At 65.8% G+C, this 16,492-nt stretch carries 16 protein-coding genes and 1 tRNA gene; 9 read left to right on the top strand and 8 right to left on the bottom strand.

The genetic code is table 11. The annotated features are described in order from the left end of the window. Positions 1 to 13: 13 nt before the first annotated feature. The gene (locus tag ACUCV3_RS13810; RefSeq protein ID WP_048938287.1) at positions 14 to 889 is read right to left on the bottom strand and encodes a LysR family transcriptional regulator; all 876 of its coding nucleotides are present in this window, start codon (positions 887 to 889) and stop codon (positions 14 to 16) included. Between the two features lie 96 nt (positions 890 to 985). Here ACUCV3_RS13810 and ACUCV3_RS13805 point away from each other — a divergent pair, with 96 nt between their 5' ends. Beyond that, positions 986 to 1,915: an AEC family transporter gene (locus tag ACUCV3_RS13805; RefSeq protein WP_048938288.1), complete on the top strand. Its 930-nt coding sequence runs from the start codon at positions 986 to 988 to the stop codon at positions 1,913 to 1,915. Between the two features lie 129 nt (positions 1,916 to 2,044). Then, on the top strand, positions 2,045 to 3,622 hold the full coding sequence (locus tag ACUCV3_RS13800; protein ID WP_482240688.1) for an EAL domain-containing protein: 1,578 nt from the start codon (positions 2,045 to 2,047) through the stop codon (positions 3,620 to 3,622). A 3-nt stretch (positions 3,623 to 3,625) separates the two neighbouring features. Here ACUCV3_RS13800 and ACUCV3_RS13795 read toward each other — a convergent pair whose 3' ends face one another. Continuing rightward, positions 3,626 to 4,486 carry a class I SAM-dependent methyltransferase gene (locus ACUCV3_RS13795; protein ID WP_048938290.1) on the bottom strand — a complete coding sequence of 287 codons (861 nt, stop codon included), beginning with the start codon at positions 4,484 to 4,486 and terminating at the stop codon, positions 3,626 to 3,628. A 41-nt stretch (positions 4,487 to 4,527) separates the two neighbouring features. Between ACUCV3_RS13795 and ACUCV3_RS13790 the strand changes: the two genes are divergently transcribed. The 5 genes from ACUCV3_RS13790 to ACUCV3_RS13770 all read left to right on the top strand — a co-directional run bounded on the left by ACUCV3_RS13790 (position 4,528) and on the right by ACUCV3_RS13770 (position 7,013). Beyond that, entirely contained in the window at positions 4,528 to 5,274 is a 747-nt protein-coding gene (locus tag ACUCV3_RS13790; RefSeq protein ID WP_048938291.1) for a ComF family protein, read from the top strand. A 50-nt stretch (positions 5,275 to 5,324) separates the two neighbouring features. Then, positions 5,325 to 5,582: a glutaredoxin 3 gene (gene grxC / locus ACUCV3_RS13785; RefSeq protein ID WP_017500202.1), complete on the top strand. Its 258-nt coding sequence runs from the start codon at positions 5,325 to 5,327 to the stop codon at positions 5,580 to 5,582. Between the two features lie 5 nt (positions 5,583 to 5,587). Next, complete coding sequence (locus ACUCV3_RS13780) at positions 5,588 to 6,418, top strand: carbon-nitrogen hydrolase family protein (protein ID WP_048938292.1); 831 nt, start codon at positions 5,588 to 5,590, stop codon at positions 6,416 to 6,418. Next, positions 6,415 to 6,900 carry a DUF1178 family protein gene (locus ACUCV3_RS13775; RefSeq protein ID WP_048938293.1) on the top strand — a complete coding sequence of 162 codons (486 nt, stop codon included), beginning with the start codon at positions 6,415 to 6,417 and terminating at the stop codon, positions 6,898 to 6,900. Before ACUCV3_RS13780 ends, ACUCV3_RS13775 begins: the two co-directional genes overlap by 4 nt. A gap of 36 nt (positions 6,901 to 6,936) precedes the next feature. Next, a tRNA-Arg gene (locus ACUCV3_RS13770) sits at positions 6,937 to 7,013 on the top strand. A 31-nt stretch (positions 7,014 to 7,044) separates the two neighbouring features. Here ACUCV3_RS13770 and ACUCV3_RS13765 read toward each other — a convergent pair. The 5 genes from ACUCV3_RS13765 to ACUCV3_RS13745 all read right to left on the bottom strand — a co-directional run bounded on the left by ACUCV3_RS13765 (position 7,045) and on the right by ACUCV3_RS13745 (position 13,170). After that, on the bottom strand, positions 7,045 to 7,944 hold the full coding sequence (locus ACUCV3_RS13765) for a hypothetical protein (RefSeq protein ID WP_048938330.1): 900 nt from the start codon (positions 7,942 to 7,944) through the stop codon (positions 7,045 to 7,047). Then, positions 7,941 to 9,812 (bottom strand): glycosyltransferase family 2 protein, encoded by a 1,872-nt coding sequence (locus ACUCV3_RS13760; protein WP_482240687.1) that lies wholly within the window; start codon positions 9,810 to 9,812, stop codon positions 7,941 to 7,943. The genes ACUCV3_RS13765 and ACUCV3_RS13760 overlap by 4 nt, the downstream gene beginning before the upstream one ends. After that, the gene (locus tag ACUCV3_RS13755) at positions 9,812 to 11,401 is read right to left on the bottom strand and encodes a cellulose biosynthesis cyclic di-GMP-binding regulatory protein BcsB (protein ID WP_048938332.1); all 1,590 of its coding nucleotides are present in this window, start codon (positions 11,399 to 11,401) and stop codon (positions 9,812 to 9,814) included. The genes ACUCV3_RS13760 and ACUCV3_RS13755 overlap by 1 nt, the downstream gene beginning before the upstream one ends. Further along, entirely contained in the window at positions 11,398 to 12,648 is a 1,251-nt protein-coding gene (locus tag ACUCV3_RS13750; protein WP_048938333.1) for an NAD-dependent epimerase/dehydratase family protein, read from the bottom strand. Before ACUCV3_RS13750 ends, ACUCV3_RS13755 begins: the two co-directional genes overlap by 4 nt. Positions 12,649 to 12,819: 171 nt before the next feature. Continuing rightward, the gene (locus tag ACUCV3_RS13745; RefSeq protein ID WP_048938334.1) at positions 12,820 to 13,170 is read right to left on the bottom strand and encodes a YciI family protein; all 351 of its coding nucleotides are present in this window, start codon (positions 13,168 to 13,170) and stop codon (positions 12,820 to 12,822) included. A gap of 247 nt (positions 13,171 to 13,417) precedes the next feature. Here ACUCV3_RS13745 and ACUCV3_RS13740 point away from each other — a divergent pair, with 247 nt between their 5' ends. Continuing rightward, positions 13,418 to 14,704: a cyclic di-GMP phosphodiesterase gene (locus ACUCV3_RS13740; RefSeq protein WP_048938335.1), complete on the top strand. Its 1,287-nt coding sequence runs from the start codon at positions 13,418 to 13,420 to the stop codon at positions 14,702 to 14,704. A 19-nt stretch (positions 14,705 to 14,723) separates the two neighbouring features. Here the strand turns inward: ACUCV3_RS13740 and ACUCV3_RS13735 are convergent, their stop codons facing one another. Further along, a complete protein-coding gene (locus ACUCV3_RS13735; protein ID WP_048938336.1) occupies positions 14,724 to 15,059 on the bottom strand; it encodes a GIY-YIG nuclease family protein in 336 nt (111 codons plus the stop codon). Between the two features lie 264 nt (positions 15,060 to 15,323). Between ACUCV3_RS13735 and ACUCV3_RS13730 the strand changes: the two genes are divergently transcribed. Next, on the top strand, positions 15,324 to 16,490 hold the full coding sequence (locus ACUCV3_RS13730; protein ID WP_482240686.1) for a glycoside hydrolase family 5 protein: 1,167 nt from the start codon (positions 15,324 to 15,326) through the stop codon (positions 16,488 to 16,490). The last annotated feature ends 2 nt before the right edge of the window (positions 16,491 to 16,492 follow it).

Here is a 16,492-nt window from a genome sequence, read left to right as displayed (position 1 = left end):
ACAGCGGACCGTTTCATGCGGGCTGGAGGCTGTCGGCGATCGCGCGCAGATGGGTGAGCGCCGGATTGCGGGCGTCGGGGCGGACCATCAGCAACTGTTCGACCATCGGCGCGTCGACCAGCGGCACGAAGCGCACGCTGGTCATGGCGAGCCGTCGCAGCGATTCCGGTACGATCGCGACGCCCAGCCCTTCGCCGACCAGGCTGACGATCGTCTGCTGCAACTGGGTTTCGAGCAATATGGCGGGTGGCGCGGCCAGCCAGCCCAGGATCGCGCGGCGCAGCGTGGGCGTCACATCCGCGGGCGAGAGGATGAAGCGTTCGCCGGCCAACTGGTCGGGGGTGAGGGCGCTGGCACTGGCCAGATGATGGTCCGACGGGACGACGGCGGCGAGCGGCTCGCGATAGAGCGGGCTGGTGACGAGGCCGCGCCGGGGGCCGGGATCGAAGCCGATGGCGGCGTCAAAGCGCCCCTCCATCACGCCGTCGGCCAGCATCATCGGCAGTGTTTCGCGCAGGTGCAACGTCACGTCGGGATGGGCGGTGGCGAAGCGGCGGGTGAGCAGGGGCACGCTGCTATAGGCGGCATGCATCATGAAGCCGATCGTCAGTTCGCCACGGTCGCCGGACTGCCAGGCGCGGGCATCGCGACAGGCGCGGTCGAGCGCGGCGATGATCTGTCGCGCATCCTCCAGGAAGCGGGCGCCGGCCGGGGTCAGCACGGCGCTGCGCGAATGGCGCTCGATCAGGCGGACGCCCAGTTCCTGTTCCAGTGCAGCCACCTGGCGGCTGAGCGGCGGCTGGGTGACGTGCAGCCGTTCGGCCGCGCGGCCAAAATGCAGCGTTTCGGCGACGGCGACGAAATAGCGGAGCTGGCGAATATCAATCATACGGAAACGGTATCAATCATTCCATGCAATGGCATTGGTATGCATCGATCCGGCGGCGTAGGCGAGCGCTGTTTCCGCTGTCCCGAAAGTCCTCCGATGTTGTCCGTAATGCTGATCGTCCTGCCCATCTTCGCGCTGATCGGGGCGGGATGGATCGCCCGCAGGAGTGGCGTGCTGGGGCCGCATGCGACCGGCGAGATCAATCGCTTCGTGGTGTGGCTGGCGCTGCCGGCGCTGCTGTTCGACATCGTTGCCAAGGCGCGGTGGAGCGACATCTGGCAGCCCGGCTTCATCGCCGTCTTCGGCATCGGCGCGGGGCTGAGCTTTGCCGCGACGCTATTGCTGCGGCGACGCGAAGGGCGGCATCTGGCGGATGCGACGGTCGATGGGCTGAATTCAGGCTATGCCAATACCGGCTTCATCGGCTTTCCGCTGGCGGCGACGATATTGGGGCCGGCATCGCTGGCGCCGACTTTGGTGGCGACGATCATGACCGTCTGCCTGCTGTTTGCGGTGGCGCTGATCCTGATCGAGATCGGGATGCAGAGCGAGCGGCGGCCGGGGCACATGATGGCCAAGGTCGCACGGTCGCTGGCGACCAATCCGCTGCTGGTCGCGCCGCTGGTCGGTGGGCTGTTCCTGGCCTTTGCCATTCCGCTGCCGGCGCCGCTGGACAAGTTCCTGTCGCTGCTGGGCGGTGCGGCGTCGCCCTGTGCGCTGGTCGCGCTGGGGCTGTTCATTGCCGAGAAGCGGGAGGGCGCCCCGCCGCCGGCGGGTGCGGTGGGGTTTCTGGTCGGCATGAAATTGCTGGCGCAGCCGCTGCTGACCGGGGCGCTGGCGCTGGTCTTCCGCCTGCCGCCGGCGCTGGCGGCGACGGCGGTGCTGATGGCGGCGCTGCCGACCGGCACCGGTCCGTTCATGGTCGCCGAATTCTATGGCCGGGAAGCGGGTATTACCGCGCGGGTGGTGCTGGTCTCCACCATCGCCTCGCTGGTGACCATTACCCTCTATCTGAGCCTGCGCTGAGCATTAGGGCGACAGGGCGTTGGGCTTTCACGCGCAAGGACAGGCCGTTAACAAAATAAATACTCGTCTTTGCTCTGCTGAGGGCGCAGGTTTTGCTGCTCCGATGGCGAATGAAGATGGGGGCCGGACTTGCGGCGACGGATCGTTATCTTTCTGGCCCTGATATTGGCGATATTGGCGATCGTCATTCCACTGGCACTGACCGTCCATTTTTCGCGCGAGCGGGCGATCGCCGCCGAGCGCGCGCATATGCAGGAATATGCCAACTGGACGCTGCTGCGCGCCGAACAGGTGCTGACCGACGCCAAGGATGTGCTGGCGCAGGTCGGCAAGGGCGATTGTTCCGTCGGCCATATCGAGCGGATGCGCCAGTTGGCGATCGACAGCGGGGCAGTGGAGGAAGTAGGCCATTATGATGGCGATCGGCTGGCCTGCACCGGTTGGGGCAAGGTGCCGGCGGATGTCGTCATCGGGCGCGGGACGCCTTCGGCGACGCTGGCGGGCGGTTATGCGCTGCATCTGCATGTGAAGCCGCGCATCAGCCATGCCCGCGAGGTGATGGTGCTGGGCTATCGTGACCATAATGTGCTGATCCTGCCGCAGCGGCTGGTCGATGTCTTGTCCGACAGCCACATGATCCTGGGCATCGCGACGCGGCAGGGGACACTGATCGCCATTACCGGGCGGGCCAATGACGGGCTGGTGGGACAATTGAGCCGGCAGGCGATGACCGGGATGGACGAGACGGACATCTATGCGTCGGTGCAGCGCGGCGACCTGACCGCCTTTGCCATTGCCGACCGCAGCGCCATCGATGCGAAGCTGGGCAGCGAGATGCGCCTGTTATTGCCGATCGGGCTGGTGGCGTCCGCGATCCTGATGCTGCTGATCCTGTGGGTGTCACGCCAGCGCCTGTCGCCGGAAAAGGAACTGAAGCTGGCCATCCGCAAGCGCGAGTTCCAGGTTCATTATCAGCCGCTGATCGAGCTGGCGACTGGCTATTGCGTGGGCGCCGAGGCGCTGGTGCGGTGGCGGCGGCCCGATGGCCGGTGGATAGCGCCCGACCTGTTCATCCCGCTGGCCGAGCAGAGCGGGCTGATCCTGGACATTACCGACCATGTGATCGAGCAGGTGGTGGCGGACCTGCACGCCATGCTGCTGGCCGAACAGCAGGTGCATGTGGCGATCAACATTTCCGCGCGCGACCTGGAAAGCGGCCGCTTCCTGGACGTGCTGGAGCGCGAGATAGCCAAGGCCGGCATCGCGCCGGGCCAGATCTGGCTGGAGGTGACCGAGCGCAGCCTGATCAACCCGGACACGGCCCGCGCGACCATCGCCCGCGCGCGCGATGCCGGGCATCTGATGGCGATCGACGATTTCGGCACCGGCTATTCCAGCCTGTCGCTGCTGGAGACATTGCCGCTCGACGCGCTCAAGATCGACAAATGCTTCATCGATGCGATCGGCCGGGATGCGGCGGCCAGCGTGGTCACGCCCCATATCATCGGGATGGGGCGGGCGCTGAAGCTGAACCTGATCGCAGAAGGGGTGGAGACCCGCGAACAGGATGCCTATGTCCGCAAGGCCGGCGTCCAGTTCGCGCAGGGCTGGTATTATGCCAAGGCGTTGCCGGCGGACGAGTTCATGGCCTTCTACCGCGACTATAATCGGGGCAAGCGATCCCGCTTCCTGAGCGTCGCGGCCTGAGGATCAGTCCTTGCCCTTCAAGGCGGCGGCCAGCGAGACGGTGGCGCTGCCGCGGCGGGCGGGAGCGGCCTGGCTGGCGTCGGGTTTCCAGCCGGAGAGATAGATCAGCGCCATCTGTTCGGCGGTGCGGCCGTCGGGATCGGCGGCATCGGCGAAATGGGCGGCGGCGCGCATCAGTACGTCGCGCGACAGGGTTGGCGGGCGGGTGGCGAGCGCATTGCCCGCGCCCATGCCGCGCAGATCGTGCATCAGCCGGACCACGTCGCCATAGCGGATATTGAGCGTCTCGCCATCGGCCACCGGCATGGCGAAGCCGGCGCGGCTGAGCAGGTCGCCGGCCGAGCGGACATCGACCTGGGGATGGACATGCTGACCGGGGCGGTCGCCTTCGGCCGCGAGCAGGGCGGACTTGAGGCGCGGCAGGCTGCCTGCGCCGGCAAAGGCGGCGAGCATCAGCCCGTCGGGCCGCAGCACGCGGCGCATCAGGATCAGCGCGCCGGGCAGATCATTGACGCTGTCGAGTGTGCCGCAGGCGATGACCAGGTCGAAACTATTGTCGGCAAAGGGCAGGGCATCCTCGTCCGCCTGCACGCCGCCGGCCCGCTGCGCGGCGAGAAAGCCGGGATCGGCGCAGGCGACGCGCTTGCCCATGGCTTCGAGCGCGGCCTTCGCGCTGCCGTCCGGGCAGCCGACCAGCAACACTTCGGGCAGGTCGCGCTGCACATCGGCCAGCCGTTCGAGCAGTTCGTCCAGCATCGCGCGGTGGAGGAAGTCATGATCGGCAAAGGTGCCGAGCATCCGGTCGCGGTGGCGGGCGCGCAGAGCGCGGTCGAAAATGTCGGGGCGGGTTTCGGGGGCAGTCATGGCGGGCCTTGTGCATCGGGGACGAAGCGGGGACAAGGCAGATGATGTCGCTGGTCCCGCTTCTCAAGACCGTGATGCGTCCGGTCATGGATTATGCCCTTCCGCCACGCTGCCCCGGATGCGGCGCGATCGTCGGTGCGGACCATGGTTTCTGCCTCGATTGCTGGAGCGGGATGCGGTTTCTGGGGCCACCCTGCTGCGCGCGCTGCGGCCTGCCGTTCGCGCATGAGATGGGCGAGGGCGCGGCCTGTGGCGCCTGCCTGGCACAGCCGCCGCCGTTCGACAGCGCGCGGGCGGTGCTGGCCTATGGCGATGTCGCGCGGACTGTGGCGCTGCGGTTGAAATATGGGCGGCGGATAGGCCTGGCCCGGCTGGTGGCGGGGCAGATGTTGCGCCATGTGCGGCCGGAGATGGAGGACGCGCTGATCGTGCCGGTGCCGTTGCATCGCTGGCGGCTATGGGGGCGCGGCTTCAACCAGTCGGCGCTGATCGCCGATCATCTGGGGCGGCTGACGGGGCTGGCGGTGGACAAGCATGGCTTGCGCCGGGTGAAGCGGACGCAGCCGCTGCGGGGCATGAACCCCAAGCAGCGGGCGCAGGCGGTGCGCGGCGCCTTTGCGTTGGCGCAGGGGCACGGGCTGGCGGGACGGGTGATATGGCTGGTCGACGATGTCCATACCAGCGGGGCGACGGCGGCGGCCTGCGCGAAGCTGCTGAAGGGCGGCGGCGCGCGCGAGGTGCATCTGCTGTGCTGGGCGCGGGCGTTACCCAGAACCGGCGACGATTGACAAAGTGCGCATTCCCCCCAATTTCGGGGCAAAGGAGTTTTACCGAGATAATGGCAAAGGTCGAAATCTATACCAAGGACTGGTGCGGCTATTGCGCGCGGGCCAAGGCACTGCTGGAGGGCAAGGGTGTTGCCTTCGAGGAATATGACATCTCGCTGGGCGGCCCCAGGCGCGAGGAAATGCTGGAGCGGGCGCCCGGACGCACCACCGTGCCGCAAATCTTCATCGACGGCCAGCATATCGGCGGCAGCGACGATCTCGCCGCGCTGAACCGCGAGGGCAAGCTCGACCCGCTGCTGGGGCTGTAGGGCCGATGCGCGCCGCGATTCTTCAGATGACGACCGGGATCGACCCGGCCGCCAATGCCGCCGCGATTGAGGAGGCGGCGGCGCGCGCCAAGGGCGAGGGGGCGGACATGCTCTTCACCCCGGAAATGGCGGGCTATCTGGACCGCGATCGCAAGCGCGCGGCGGAAACGCTGCGCGGCGAGGCGGACGATATCGTGCTAGCCGCGGTGCGCGAGGCGGCGGCGCGCGAGGGGCTGTGGGTCCATATCGGGTCGCTGCCACTGAAAGAGGCACGCAGCGACGGGCGCTGGGCCAATCGCAGCTTCATGATCGACGATCAGGGCGAAATACGGGCGCGCTACGACAAGATCCATCTGTTCGACGTCGACCTGGCATCGGGCGAAAGCTGGCGCGAATCCTCGGTCTATGGGCCGGGGGAAAGCGTGGTGGCGGTCGATACGCCCTGGGCACGGATGGGCTTTTCCATCTGCTACGACATGCGCTTTCCCGATCTCTATCGGGCGCTGACCAATGCCGGGGCGACAGTGCTGCTGGCACCGGCCGCCTTCACCGTGTCCACGGGCCAGGCGCACTGGCATGTGCTGCTGCGCGCCCGCGCGATCGAGGCGGGCTGTTTCCTGATCGCTGCCGCGCAGGCGGGCGCGCATCAGGACGGGCGCACCACCTATGGCCATAGCCTGGTGGTCGATCCGTGGGGCGATGTGCTGCTGGACATGGGCGAGGGCGCGGGGCTGGCCCTTGCCGATCTTGACCTGACCCGCGTAGAGGCGGTGCGCGGGCGGGTGCCCGCCATCGCCAATCGGCGCGTGATACCGCAGGATGTTGAGATCAGGTGATCGTTTTCGACCTTAAGTGCGAGGGCCAGGGCCATGTGTTCGAGGCCTGGTTCGGCTCCAGCGCAGACTATGCGGACCAGAAGGAACGGGGCCTGCTCGCCTGTCCGCTGTGCGGCGATACGCGTGTCGGCAAGGCGCTGATGGCGCCGGCGGTGGCGGCCAAGGGCAACCAGCGGCGCGAGATCGTCCAGCAGCAGCCGGCGGCCGAAGCGGAGACGGCACCGGTGGCGGCCGGGCCGGACGAGGCGAAGATGCGCGCGCTGGTCGAGGCGCTGGCGGACGCGCAGAAGAAGGTGCTGGAAGGCTCGACCTGGGTCGGGCGCGGCTTTGCCGAGCAGGCGCGGGCCATGCATTATGGCGAGCAGGACAAGGGCAGCATCCATGGCGAGGTCGCCCCGGCCGAGGCCAAGGCGCTGGCCGAGGAAGGCATCAATGTCGCGCAACTGCCCTTTCCGGTGATTCCGCCCGAAGCGAAGAATTGACCGCGCGCGCCGCGCATAATAGAGCCGGCGCTGCGTGCACCCGTAGCTCAGCAGGATAGAGCATCAGATTCCTAATCTGAGGGCCATGGGTTCGAATCCCGTCGGGTGCACCATTTTCCTGCCTGTTAGACTGGCGCGCCGTGGCTAATGGAAGCGGATGCCGATGCGGCCGACGAAACCGCTATAGTCGCGGGTGGGGACGTTGGAATCATTACTGGCATAGCCGGCCTCGCCGAACAGGTTGATCCGCCGGGTCAGCGCCTGTTCGACGCCGCCGGTCAGGCGCAATTGCGTATCCTCCCGCTTGAAGGGATAGGCGTTGGAGAAGGCCGCCTTGTAGTTGCGATGGACCAGATAGAGCCGGCCATAGACTTCCAGCCCCTCGCGCAGCGGTGTGCGGGCGATCAGCATCGTGCCATAGCCATTATAGCTGAAGCGGTTGGCCTGCGCATTGGCATGCAGGCCCAATAGCGATCCCATGATGCGGGTCTGCCCGCCGCCCGGCCGCCAGAGATGGCGCAGTTCGCCCAGCCACTCGCTCTGGTCATAGCCCTGGAAGCGCTGTTCGCTCTGGTTGCGATAGCCGTAACGCAGGCGCACCGTGCTGGTGTGGGCAGGATTGTGGCGGTGGATGAGCTGCATATCCATGCGCGCGCGATCGAACACCCGGCCATCATCGCCCAACACATATTCATAGCTGGGCTGGAAGCGCAGCCTGGTCCGCCCCCTGGCCGCCAGTGGCCAGTCGATCTGCGCGCCGACGGTCAGCGGATAGCGATTATAATCGGCTTCCGACGGATAGATGTGGGCGCCCGCGGACGCGCGCAGGATCGCCGGGCCGGCATCATAGGCCAGGCCCACTTCGCCGGTGAACAGCGACTTGATCCGATCCTGATCGGGACTGTTGTCGACCACGTCGGGTGGCACCACGTCGAGCCCGTAGGAAAGTTCACCCTCGACCGACAGGTCGCCCGGCTTTGCCCAGCCGGCCTGAGGCATGGCGGCGAGGCCCAGCAGGGCGGCGGGAATGACGATCTGTTTCATGAGACCTCCGGCGATGAAGGGGGGGATGGCGGGGGAAGCGGATCGGGCGGCGGGCTTTGCGGCCAGGGGTCGCGCCCGATCTGGATGCGCGTGGACATCGACGTGATCGGGATCGTGAGCGCGGATTCGAGCGTGTACCAGGCGCGCAGTGCGCGGAAGAAGATATAGGGAGGCAGCGCCAGCAGGGCGCGCGGGCGGTTATTCGCCAGGATCGCGATCGCCGCGGCAACCAGGGGGGATCCGACCAGAACGGCGACGATCGCCTGCCAATGGGGCAAGGCGATCGATCTCGACGTGATGAACAGTTCGAGCAGGCCGAAGATGACGAGTGGGATCATCATCGCCCGGCGCGCGGTGTTCATCAGCATATAGGGCAGGACCAGCTTGCCGCGGATGCTGAAGTCCGGGGCGCTGATGAGCGAATGGGCGCGTGCGCTGACATGATAGACCGACCGGAACCAGCGCAGCCGCTGTTCGCGCAGATGGGCGAAGCTGGTCGGCACTTCGGACACATAGCTGACCCGATGATCGACCAGCGTGCGATAGCCCAGTTCGGCGATGCGCAGCGAGATGTCGGTATCCTCGCCATTCATGCCGGAGGCGAACTGGCCGACCCGGCGCAGCGCGTCCGCCCGATAGATGACGAACATGCCGGGAATGCCGACCAGCCCGGCCATGACGCTGAGCGCGGGCGAATAATAGCCATGCTTGACGATCACCTCGACCAGGCGCCCGGCATCGAAGATCGCGCCGCCTGGCGGCAAGGGCACGCCGCCGACCGCGCCGGCATCGGGATCGGCAAAATTCTGCATTGCCAGCGTCAGATTATCCTCGCCCACCAGCGTGTCGGCGTCGATCCGCACGATGAACGGATGGCGCGCATGCAGCACGCCTTCGTTCAGGGCATGGGCCTTGCCGGGCGTCGCGACATGCACGACCCGCCCCCTGAGCGCGGAGCAGGCGTCGATCACGGCGCGGGCGATGTCCGCCGTGCCATCGATCGAGCCATTGTCCATCACGATCAGTTCGACCTCCGCACCATAATGGGCGGCGGCGCGGTCGATATGCTGGATCGTCTGGCCGATCACATATTGTTCGTTGAAGGCGGGCACGATGACGCTGACCGGGGCGGCGAAGTCGGGGCGCGACAGGCGATAGCGTTCCGCGACGGCAACGATGTAGAGCTGGGCAAAGGTCAGCAGCACGAACAGGATGACGCCCGGACCGATGCCGCCGAGCAGGCTGATGTCGCGCATCTCCTCGAACAGCAGGATCGGTTGCTGTGCCGCCCAGATGGCGATGATCGCCGCGATCGTGCCGGCAATGGCGAGGCGGTAGAGGGCGCGGCCCTTGGGCTGGGGGCCGCGCAGCACCGGCACCGGGGCAGGCATGGTGCCGCGCCGGATGATGACGAAGGCGAAGACCGCCATGCCCGCAAGGCCCGCCATGATCTGGATCGCGGCCAGCGAAAAGGGGGTGCCGACATAGGCGAACAGCGCCACGCTGCCCAGGTCAAGGATGGTGCAGAGCGCCATGTAGCGCAGGCACAGGTCGAGGCAGAGCAGGATGCGCGCCCGCACCGATCCCGCTGCATAGAGCGAGAAGGAGATGAAATAGGAATAGATGAAGGTCCGGATCGAGATCGCGCTGAAGCCCAGATAGGGGCCGAACACATAATCATGGGTGCGGAAGAAGCGGTCGAGAAAACCCAGTTCGAACAGCCATAGCTGGAACAGGGCGATGGTCGTGAAGGTCAGCAGCAGGGCGGGTGCGCGCAACATCGATACCGGGCGGGCCAGCCCGCCGGCGAAACTGTCCGTCGACTGGAAATTGGCCTGGGTCCGGTCATAATCCGGGGGCGGCGGCATCAGGGGGCAGGGGCTGTTGCGCGCAGCGGGGTGGTCGCCGGCGTGGCGGGCGGCGGGACGGGAACCGGGCGATGGACCGTCACCAGCAGGGCCACGGCGGCCCCGGCCGCCGATGCACCACGCGCGAAGGGTTCCACCATGACGCCTTCGCGCCGGTCATCGGGGAAGTGGACCAGCCATTGCCGTCCGGCGGGGCGGACCCGTGCCAGCGCGCCGGCAATGTCGCCCGTCAGCACCTCGATCGTGGTGCCCGGCCTTTGGGTGCCGAAGGCAAGGGCGCTGGGCCGCATCTGACCCAGCAACTGGGCTGTGGCCTGTCCCTGCGGTGCGGTCAGTGCGCCGGCCTTCAAGGCGACCGGGCGATTGGCCGCAAGCAGGCCCCGCAACTGGACGATCGCCGGCACAAGCCGTTCGCCGCCGCCCCGCAAGATGGTTTCCGGCAGCATTTCCGCGGCGATCAGACGGCGCGCGCCGCACCGCATTTCTTCCCGCTCATGCGCGGTCAGGGTGATTTCCAACTGGTTGCGATCCAGATGATCGGCGGTCGGCAGCGCGATCGAATGGCTGAAGCGCTGATCCTCGTCGGTCAGGGTGCGGGTGAAAAGCAGATGATCGTTGAGCGTCACGAACAGCGCGGTGCGGGTTTCGGCGATCGGCCCGAGCAGCAGGCGCAGGTCGAGCGCGGACGGCAGCTCGCCATTGGGCAATTGCCCGACATCATAGCGATAGCGCCAGGTGGTTTCCCGATCGAAACGGCGCGCGCCGCCATTCTCGATCGCGCTGACCAGGCTAACCGGATAGCGCAGCGCCTGCGTCCGGCCGGGACGGATCGCTGCGCCCTTGTCGATGTCGGTCAGCGCCTGGGCGGCATAGCCGCTTTCGCCAAAATAGATGCCATAGCCTTTCTCGCTCAGCCGTGCGGCGGCGAGCAGGGTGGCGAGATCCGCCGCCTTGTCATCCTCGTCCCATTTGACCGGGATCAGGTCGCCCCACAAGGCGAGCCGGTCGCGGGTGGTGGACGGCGCCTTGTCCAGTTTGAGGTGCAGGCCGCTTTCCGGCAGGATCGTGACGACGGCGGCCAGCGCTTCATTGGGCGTGCATTCGGCCATCGGGCCACGCCCGACCAGCGCCAGTTTGACCTCCAACTGGCCCGAGGCCAGTTCGGCGGGGGTCAGTTCGATCTTGGCGCGCCGTTTGAAGCGCCCCTGGTTCAGCACGACGTCGGCGCGCTTGACCCCGTTGATGCTGATCCGCAGCGCACCTTCGGCATCGGGCACGGCGTCGGTCGCGAAGGCGATATTATAGGTGCCGCTGAGCGGCCGGCTATCGGTCGGCAGGCGGAAGAGCTTGCTGGCATAGGCCGGAAAGCCGGACAGGATCAGGGGATTGTCCGGGTGCGACTGCGCCACGAACACGTCGCGTCCATCGACGTCGATGAAGGGGATGGAGCCGCGCTGATAATCCTCGAACAGAGGGTCGCCCAGCCGGACGTTGCGGCCCATGACCGTGTCGAACAGGCCGCTCTGGCCGATCGCGATCAGCAGGCCGATGAACAACAGCGCCTGAAGGCAGATGACCCATAATCTCATCGGCCCGCTCCCGCCACGCCGGACAGGGCGGGATGGACCGTCTCGATCGACCCCGCCTGGTCGAGCGCCGCCTGCTGTTCGCGCGTCCAGGCCGTGCGTGCCGGGATGTGGCGCTGGTCGACGCGGTCGGCATAACGGGCGGAAATTTCCAGCGTCTCGGCCAGCAGGCCGTCGGTCAGCAGGATCGGGTCGAGGCCCAGCGCGCGGAAGGTGGCGTTGCTGACGTCGAGGTCATTTTCTGCCGCTTCCTTGCGGGGGTTGGGCAGATATTCGATCGCCGCGCCGGTCAGGTCGGATACCAGAAGGGCAAGGTCGCGCACGCGCAGGCTTTCGGCGATCTGGTTGATGATCTTGACCCGGTCGCCGCGCTCCGGCGGATGGGCAACGGCGAGCGCAATGCAGCGCACCGTGTCCTGGATGTTGAGGAAGGCGCGGGTCTGGCCGCCGGTGCCATGGACGGTCAGCGGATGGCCGAGCGCCGCCTGCACCAGAAAGCGGTTGAGCACGGTGCCATATTCGCCCTCATAATCGAACCGGTTGATGAGCGCGGGGTGGCGTCGCGTCTCCGCCGTCTGGGTGCCCCAGACGATGCCCTGGTGCAGGTCGGTGATGCGCAGCCGGTCATTCTGGGCATAGAATTGGAACAGCAGCTGATCGATCGACTTGGTCATGTGATAGACGCTGCCCGGCCGGGTCGGATACAGGATTTCCCAGTCATGCGGGGCACCGGCATCGTCGTGGATCTGGACGGTCAGATAGCCTTCGGGGATTTCGAAGCCGGCACCGCCATAGCCATAGACGCCCATGGTGCCGAGATGGACGAGATGCGCGTCGAGGTCGCAGGCGACCAGCGCGGTCAGGACATTGTGGGTGCCGCCGACATTGTTGTTGACGGTATAGCGCTTCTCGGTCGGTCCGCGCATCGAATAGGGGGCGGCGCGCTGTTCGGCGAAATGGACGATCACGTCGGGGCGCTCCTCCGCCAGCAGGGCAAGGAGGCGGGCATAATCCTGGGCGACGTCGAGATAATGGAAGCGGATGGTCCGCCCGCTGACCTGGTGCCAGGCATCCAGCCGCTGGTCGACCATGGCGATCGGCGTCAGGCTGTGGACGCCCAGTTCCGCGTCGATCCGGCGACGCGAAAGATTGTCGATGATGACGACCTCATGGCCCAGTTCGGACAGATGCAACGCTGTCGGCCAGCCGCAAAAGCCGTCGCCGCCGAGCACGAAAATCTTTTTCGCCACACGATCTCCTGTCCTTGGCGCGCGCCGCACCGGAAATGTGCGCGGCGGCCGGCAATCGAGAAGAAGGGAGGTCGGATGATCCCGCTTAGTCGGCCCAAGAGCTATCGGGGTAAATACCGAGTGCCGGGAAAAACGGCAGCAGATCAATGCAATGCAAGGATATGAGGGGCGCTAGGCCCATTCGTGGAAAGGGCGGATCTCGATTTCGCTGGGGCCGGGCATGGGGTTGGGGCAGCGTTTCACCCAGGCGACGGCTTCGTCCATATCGGCCACTTCCCATAGCCAGAAGCCCGCGACCAGTTCGCCGACCTGGGGAAAGGGGCCATCGATGACGCGGCGATCGGCGCCGTCGAAGGCGATACGCTTGCCATGAGAGGAGGGGAGCAGGCCGTCGGCCATGCGCAATATGCCGGCCGCTTCCAGTTCGTCGTTGAAGCGGCCCATCGCCGCCATCATCTCCGGGTCGGGCGGGCCGCCTGCCTCGCTGTCCCGCGTCGCCTTCACCAGCACCATCACGCGCATCGATCGCCTCCCTGTCCGGACCGCAGGAGGATAAGCGAAAATGGCCGATTGCGGTAGGCGCAGCGACATCATCGGCCGGTACAGGAGGCTGCCTCCCGCGACCGGGAAGAGAATTGCCGGCTTTCAAGCAGTTGCCGCACCTGCATGCGACGAAGCGAAGCTGCACTTTCGCGGCTGGAAGGGGGATCTTAACCTTTTGGAAAGGCACGACCTGCGAAATGAAAGCGGGGACTACGGGGCCGTATAAATGCTGAAAAAAATCCGCACCCAGGACGTGAAACTGGGGATGTTCTTGCACAAGCTGGACGGGTCGTGGTTTTCCCACCCCTTCTGGAAGCGCAAGATGCTGCTCGACGATCCCGAGCAACTGGCGGACTTGCATGCCAGCAAGGTCGAGTGGGTGACGATCGACGTGTCGCGCGGTGCGGATGTGGCCCCGGCCCAGCCGGTGCCATCCCGCGTGGTGCCGATAGCCGAGCCGCGCGAACGGGTGTTCGGCCGTGCCGGGCCGACGATCGTGCGCCGCGCCGCGCCCCAGCCGGTCGACCGTCCCTTCGACCCGCTGTCCAAGGACAAGCTGCCGATCCGCGCCGAGATGGTCCATGCCCAGCGGCTGGCGCGCAAGTCGGGTCGCACCATGCGCAAGCTCTATGAGGATGTGCGGCTGGGCAAGGCGGTGAAGGCGGCCAAGCTGGAAACCATGGTCGACGAGATTTCCAGTTCCGTGCAGCGCAATCCGCACGCCTTCATGGCGATCACGCGGATGAAGAATAGTGGCGAATATCTGTATCAGCATGCGCTGTCGGTCTGCGCGCTGATGATCGGCCTTGCCCAGCAGATGCACCTGTCGCCCGACGATATCCGCAAGGCTGGCCTGGCCGGCCTGCTGATGGACATGGGCATGGCCCATGTGCCGCAGGAAGTGTGGGACAAGGATGCGCCGCTGACGCCGGAGGAGTGGGACGTGGTCAAGAGCCACACCACGCTGGCGCATGAATTCCTGACCCTGGGCGGCGAAATGCCGGCGGAAGTGCTGGACGTGTGCCTCAACCATCATGAGCGGCTGGATGGCAGCGGCTATCCCAATGGCCTGGCCGGCGAGCAGATCGGCATGTTCGCGCGCATGGCCGCGATCTGCGACAGCTATGACGCCATGACGTCCAATCGCTTGCACCGCAGTGGCGAAGACCCGTCGCGCGCCTTGCTGAAGATCGACGAGGATGGCGGCGCGCTGTTCGACGCGGAAATCTTCCAGGCGTTTCAGCGCGCGGTCGGCATCTATCCGATCGGGTCGCTGGTGCGGCTGCGATCGCACCGGCTGGCGATCGTGGTCGAGCAGAATCCCGATGACCTGACCCTGCCCAAGGTCCGCCCCTTCTATTCGCTCGCCGACCGGGCGTTCGAGAAGAGCGAGGATATCGATCTCGGCAATTGCTTCGGCGCGGACCAGATCATCACCCGCGAGACGCCCGAAGGATGGGACATGAGCGAATGGCCGGCGATGAGTGCCAAGCTGCTGGCAGTCGCAAGCTGAACCAGGGCAGGCGGCTCGGTCAGATCCGCGTCGCCTGCAACTCTTCCGTCCATTGGAGCAGGCGCTCCTTCAACCGGCGGTCGCGGCCGGCCCCGAGATCATCCGCTTTCAGCCGTTCGAGAATCTCGAAACCGAAGGCGTCTTCGCCATGGGTATTCCAGGCGTCCTGGAGGCCGGGATGCCGATCATTGCCCAGTCGCAGGGTGAACCAGAGCCGGTTGCGGATCGTGGCGAGATTGAGCGCGCTGCCAACCCAGCGCTGGTCCGAGGGCGCGCAATATAGGGTGTAAATGCCGCTTTCGACTTTCTGCTCCCTGTAGGCGGCGATCGCGGCCCGCTTTTCCTCTTCGGTCATGGAATAAGTCTAATATTACCCGGATATATTTTCAAACGATATTTGTCCGGGTTCAATTTGGCTCGATTCGACGGTAGTGGGAACGTCGGTCTACCCCCATTTCTCTGGCGGATGGAGAGCTTCGCATAAGGGAAAACCCATATGGCGCATTATTCGAACAACCTGCCGGAGGCTTAACCAAATCGTGCAACCGGGGTGAAGACATTGCCTGACTATGCTGGCTAAGGGCCCGCCTCCTTTGGGTCTGACAGGATAGATAATTTCATGAAAAAGATGGGGGGCGGCATTGCAGCCGCAGGGGTTGCGATTGCCGCGACGGGTGTTTTTGCGGCCGTTTCGCTATCGGGCGGAGATGCCGGTACGCCCGAAGCACGGGTGATTACCATCCCGTCATCGGCCAGCTCGATGCCGGTTGTCAGCAGCAGCACGACGGTGCCGACGACAACGGCGGCGCAGGCCTTTACCGCTGCGATAGCCGCTGGGCCTGCCGGTGCGACGACAAGCACGTCCAAGGTTCTGCCTGGGATCAATTTCTCCGGCGGCGAATTTGGCGGCACCGGCGGCAAGCTTGGCAGCAACTATATCTATCCCAGCACGGCCGAGATGCGCAGCTATGCGGCGCAGGGCTTCAAGCTGTTGCGCGTGCCGTTCCGCTGGGAACGGTTGCAGCCCGACCTTTACGGTCCTCTGTCGGAGGTCGATCGCAAGGCGCTGAAGTCGGTCGTGACCCAGGCCAATGCGCTGGGCCTGACCGTCATCCTGGACATGCATAATTATGGTGCGCGCCAGGTGAAGGGTGCCACCGCTCTTGTCGGCAGCGGCACATTGGCGACGACGGCACTCACCGACGCCTGGGTCAAGATAATGGAGGACTATCGCTCCAATTCCAATGTCTGGATCGGCCTGATGAACGAGCCGAACCGGCAGAATGTCACACAATGGTGGGCGATCGCCGGGCAGGTGACCAAGGATATCCGTGCCCAGAAGATCAGCAACAAGCTGCTGATTCCCGGCACGGCCTGGACCGGGGCGCATAATTGGGTGAGTTCGGGCAATGCCGCGCAGGCGGTGAAGTTCGTCGATCCCGGCAAGAATTACGCCTTTGAAGTGCATCAATATCTGGATGCCTGGTCGACCGGCACCACCGACAAGTGCGAGGTCAAGGCCGGCCAGCGCGTGAATGCGGCGCTGACCTGGGCCGAGAAGTACAAGGTGAAGCTGTTCTTCGGCGAGATTGCCGCGTCGGGCCAGCCGCAATGCGCGAAGGAATATCCCGACATGCTGCGCCGTCTGAAGACGTCGTCGGCGGTGCTGGGCTGGACCGCCTGGGGCGGCGGCGCCTGGTGGGCCTATGACTATATGTTCCGTCTCCAGTCGCGCACGACCACGCCGACGGCACATATGAAGCTGCTGCTCGCCAACATGCCCTGAGG

The organism is Sphingobium sp. VMM, from assembly GCF_056790315.1.
The sequence above is the reverse complement of the archived record's forward strand: the minus strand, read 5'-3'. Positions and strand labels throughout refer to the sequence as shown.

Excerpts from the sequence above, each read along its gene's own strand:
- ACUCV3_RS13810 (WP_048938287.1), bottom strand. The coding sequence starts at position 889 with ATGATTGATATTCGCCAGCTCCGCTATTTCGTCGCCGTCGCCGAAACG.
- ACUCV3_RS13805 (WP_048938288.1), top strand. The coding sequence starts at position 986 with ATGTTGTCCGTAATGCTGATCGTCCTGCCCATCTTCGCGCTGATCGGG.
- ACUCV3_RS13795 (WP_048938290.1), bottom strand. The coding sequence starts at position 4,486 with ATGACTGCCCCCGAAACCCGCCCCGACATTTTCGACCGCGCTCTGCGC.
- ACUCV3_RS13790 (WP_048938291.1), top strand. The coding sequence starts at position 4,528 with ATGATGTCGCTGGTCCCGCTTCTCAAGACCGTGATGCGTCCGGTCATG.
- grxC (WP_017500202.1), top strand. The coding sequence starts at position 5,325 with ATGGCAAAGGTCGAAATCTATACCAAGGACTGGTGCGGCTATTGCGCG.
- ACUCV3_RS13780 (WP_048938292.1), top strand. The coding sequence starts at position 5,588 with ATGCGCGCCGCGATTCTTCAGATGACGACCGGGATCGACCCGGCCGCC.
- ACUCV3_RS13765 (WP_048938330.1), bottom strand. The coding sequence starts at position 7,944 with ATGAAACAGATCGTCATTCCCGCCGCCCTGCTGGGCCTCGCCGCCATG.
- ACUCV3_RS13760 (WP_482240687.1), bottom strand. The coding sequence starts at position 9,812 with ATGCCGCCGCCCCCGGATTATGACCGGACCCAGGCCAATTTCCAGTCG.
- ACUCV3_RS13755 (WP_048938332.1), bottom strand. The coding sequence starts at position 11,401 with ATGAGATTATGGGTCATCTGCCTTCAGGCGCTGTTGTTCATCGGCCTG.
- ACUCV3_RS13745 (WP_048938334.1), bottom strand. The coding sequence starts at position 13,170 with ATGCGCGTGATGGTGCTGGTGAAGGCGACGCGGGACAGCGAGGCAGGC.
- ACUCV3_RS13740 (WP_048938335.1), top strand. The coding sequence starts at position 13,418 with ATGCTGAAAAAAATCCGCACCCAGGACGTGAAACTGGGGATGTTCTTG.
- ACUCV3_RS13735 (WP_048938336.1), bottom strand. The coding sequence starts at position 15,059 with ATGACCGAAGAGGAAAAGCGGGCCGCGATCGCCGCCTACAGGGAGCAG.
- ACUCV3_RS13730 (WP_482240686.1), top strand. The coding sequence starts at position 15,324 with ATGAAAAAGATGGGGGGCGGCATTGCAGCCGCAGGGGTTGCGATTGCC.